1 protein-coding gene is annotated in these 3,502 nt (G+C 73.7%); it reads left to right on the forward strand.

Features of this window, described 5'->3' with window-relative positions:
• Window positions 1-145: 145 nt before the first annotated feature.
• Window positions 146-3,409: an exodeoxyribonuclease V subunit gamma gene (gene recC / locus QZY48_RS15305; RefSeq protein ID WP_295432303.1), complete on the forward strand. Its 3,264-nt coding sequence runs from the start codon at window positions 146-148 to the stop codon at window positions 3,407-3,409.
• The last annotated feature ends 93 nt before the right edge of the window (window positions 3,410-3,502 follow it).

A 3,502-nucleotide genomic window follows, 5' to 3' on the forward strand; every position in this document is an offset into this window, starting at 1 on the left:
CGACAACGTACCCGCGATCTCGGTCACTACATCAGTTCTGATCGCACCCCGCGGCCGGTCGCCTGAGGACTCGCGCAACGGGTCCCCCTGCGGTGACAATGGCCCCCGCGTCGCCGCCCTTGTCGCCACCAGGTCTGCCCACCCCATGCTTGAGATCTACCACAGCAACCGCCTCGAGGTCCTGCTGGACCACCTGGTCGCAGTGCTCGACCGGCCGCTCGCGGACCCCTTCGGCGAGGAGTTCCTGGTCGCTCAGAACCAGGGGATGGCGCGCTGGCTGGCGCAGGGGCTGGCGCAGCGGACCGGGATCGCGGCCAATCTGCGCTTTCCGCTGCCGGCGCGCCTCGTCTGGGACCTGCTCGGGTGCTGGTTCGCGGACCTGCCGCCCCAATCGGACTGGGACAAGGACCGGCTGGTGTGGCGGATCTTCGCCTGCCTGCCGCAACTGGTCGCGGACCCCGCCTTTGCGGAGCCCGCGCGCTACCTGGTCGGCGAGCCGCGCGAACTCAAGACCTACCAGTTGGCGCGGCGGGTGGCGGACCTGTTCGACCAATACCTGGTCTATCGCCCCGAGCTGGTCCTGGAGTGGGAGCAAGGGGCCAGCCTCAAGCCCGACCAGGACCACTGGCAGTCCCGCCTCTGGCGCCTGCTGGCCGCGGAGATTCACACACCCCACCGCGCCGCCCTGTTCGCCCGCCTGGATCGCGCCCTGACCGAGGGCGCTGCGCCCCGCACGCCCCTGCCGGAGCGCGTAATGGTGTTCGCCCCCACCGCGCTCCCGCCCATCTATTGCCGGGTCCTGGTGGGGCTCGCCGGGCTGATCCCGGTCCATCTGTTCGTGCTGAACCCCTGTGACCAGTATTGGGCCGACATCGTCGACGAGGGGCGGCAGGCGCGCGGGCGCGCCCGGGCCCTGGTGACCGGGACCCCGGACAGCACCGCGCTGCTGGATCTGGGTAACCCGCTGCTCGCCTCCTGGGGCCACGGGGGCATGGGCTTTCAGGACCAACTGCTGGACATGGGCGGGGACTGGATAGCGGACTTCCGGGAGCCGGACCAGGGCTGCCTGCTCGGCCTGATCCAGGGCGACATCCTGGCCCTGCGCGACCGGCGCAGCCCGGACCCGGAGCACCGCACCGCGCTCGACCCGACGGACGACTCGATCCAGGTCCAGGCGTGCCACGGGCGTCATCGGGAGGTCCAGGTCCTGCATGACCGGCTGCTGCGCTGCTTCGCGACGCTCCCGGGGCTCAAACCGCGGCAGATCATCTGCATGGCCCCGGATATCGACAGCTATGCCCCGCACATCGACGCGGTGTTCGGTGCCGCGCCGGCCGCGCGGCGCATCCCCTGGTCCATCGCCGACCGGCGCCTGTCGGCCGAGCAGCCGCTGCTGGGTGCGGTTACCGAGCTGCTCGGGCTGCCCAACTCCCGCCTGGGGGCGGCGCAGGTGCTGGACTGGCTGGAGGTACCGGCCATCGCCCGGCGCTTCGCGATCGAGCCGGCGGATCTCGCGCGCATCCGCACCTGGGTGACCGAGACCGGGGTGCGCTGGGGCCTGGACGCCGCCATGCGCGCCGACCTGGACCTGCCGGGCGAGGACGCCAACTCCTGGGCCTGCGGGCTGCGGCGCCTGTTCCTGGGGCTGGCCCTGCCGCCGGGCGACACCCTCTACCGCGGGGTCCTGCCCTATCCGGACCTGGAAGGCGCCGAGGCGCTGGCCCTGGGCGGGCTCCAGGAGCTGATCGAGACCCTGGGGCACTGGCGCCTGGCCCTGGCCCGCCCGCGTACCCTGGCGGACTGGGCGGGCGCCGTCAACCGTCTGCTCGCGGACCTCTTCGACCCGGACGAGGACGAGGAGGACCTGCTCCAGCCCCTGCGCGCCGCGCTGGACCAGCTCGGCCGCAACGGGGCCGGGGCCGGGCTCACGGCCCCGGTCGGGCTCGACATCCTGCGTGCCGAGGTCGGTGCCGTGCTCGACGCCGCCACCCCCGCCCAGCGCTTCCTGACCGGCCGGGTCACCTTCTGCAACATGGTCCCGATGCGCAGCATCCCGGCGCGCGTCCTGTGCCTGCTCGGCATGAACGGGATCGACTTCCCCCGCGACCAGCGCCCTCTGAGCTTCGACCTGATGGCCGCCGCCCCGCGCCGCGGCGACCGCGCCCGCCGCGAGGACGACCGGCACCTGTTCCTGGAGGCCGTGCTGTCCGCCCGCGAGCGGCTGTATCTCTCCTATCTGGGTCGCGACCAGCGCGACAACGCGGTGCGGGTCCCCTCGGTGCTGGTCGACGAACTGCTCGACTACTGTCGCGGCGCCTTCCGCTTCACCGACGGGGTGGACCTGTTGGAGCGCCTGCTGGTGCGCCACCCGCTCCAGCCCTTCTCCCGGCGCTATTTCGACGGCGCCGACCCGCGCCTGTGGAGCTACCGGGACGACTGGTGTCGCGCCGCCCAGGCCGGGCGCACCCCGGGGTCCGACTGCTTTGCCCCGCTCACGGCCGCGCCGGCCGCCGCCCGGGAGACGGACGCGCCCGTGCCGGAGTTGGAACTCGATGACCTGATCCGCTTCCTGCGCCTGCCCGCCGAGTGGTTCCTGACCCGCGGCCTGGGCCTGCGCACCCCGCAGGACGAGGCGGCCGTGGCCGAGGTCGAGCCCTTCGTCCTGGACGGTCTCACCGGCTGGGGCCTGCGCCAGCGTCTCCTGACCCTGGCGGGGGAGGGCCGCCCCGACAGCGAGGCGCGCGCCCTGGTCCTGGCCGGCGGCGACCTGCCCCACGGCGCCGCCGCCGAACTGCTGCTGGACGCGCAGGCCGGGCGGGTCGCCGCCTTCCGCGACGGGCTGGCACCCTATCTGCGCGACCTGCGCCCGCCCCTGGACCTGGGGCTCGCCATCGGCGGCCTGCGGCTCGTCGGCTGGGTGGACGGCGTCACGGACGCGGGACGCGTCGCCTGGCGCCTCGGCCGGCAGCGCGCCCAGGACCTGGTGGCCCTGTGGGTCCGACACCTGGTGCTCAACCACCTGGCGCCCGCCGGGGTCGCGCCGCGCAGTACCCTGATCACCGAGAGCCAGGACCAGCGCACCGGCGCCTTCGGGCTCGCCGTGCTGACCCTGGGGCCGGTCCAGGGCGCCCTCGGGCACCTGGAGCACCTGATCGCCCTGTTCCAGTCCGGCCAGTCGGCCCCCTTGCCCCTCTACCCCGAGACCTCCTGCGCCTTCGCCCGCTCCGGCTGGGACAAGCAGACCTGGGACGCCTGGGAGGGCGGCTTCGGCGGCGGCGCCGGCGAGTCGCAGCACTGGGCGGTGCGCACCGCCCTGCGCGGGCGTGACCCCATCGACCAGGCCTTCGAGACTTTGGCCCACCAGGTCTTCGACCCCCTGTTTGCCGCGATCCAGGCCGACGGCGACTGAGCGCCCAAGCCGACTCGGACCCTGTGGGAGCGGTCTTCAGCCGCGACCAGGCGCCGCGGCAACCCGCGACGCCGAGTCAACTCGCGAGGCCCG

This window comes from uncultured Thiodictyon sp. (assembly GCF_903828115.1).
In the GTDB taxonomy this organism is placed as follows: Bacteria; Pseudomonadota; Gammaproteobacteria; order Chromatiales; family Chromatiaceae; genus Thiodictyon.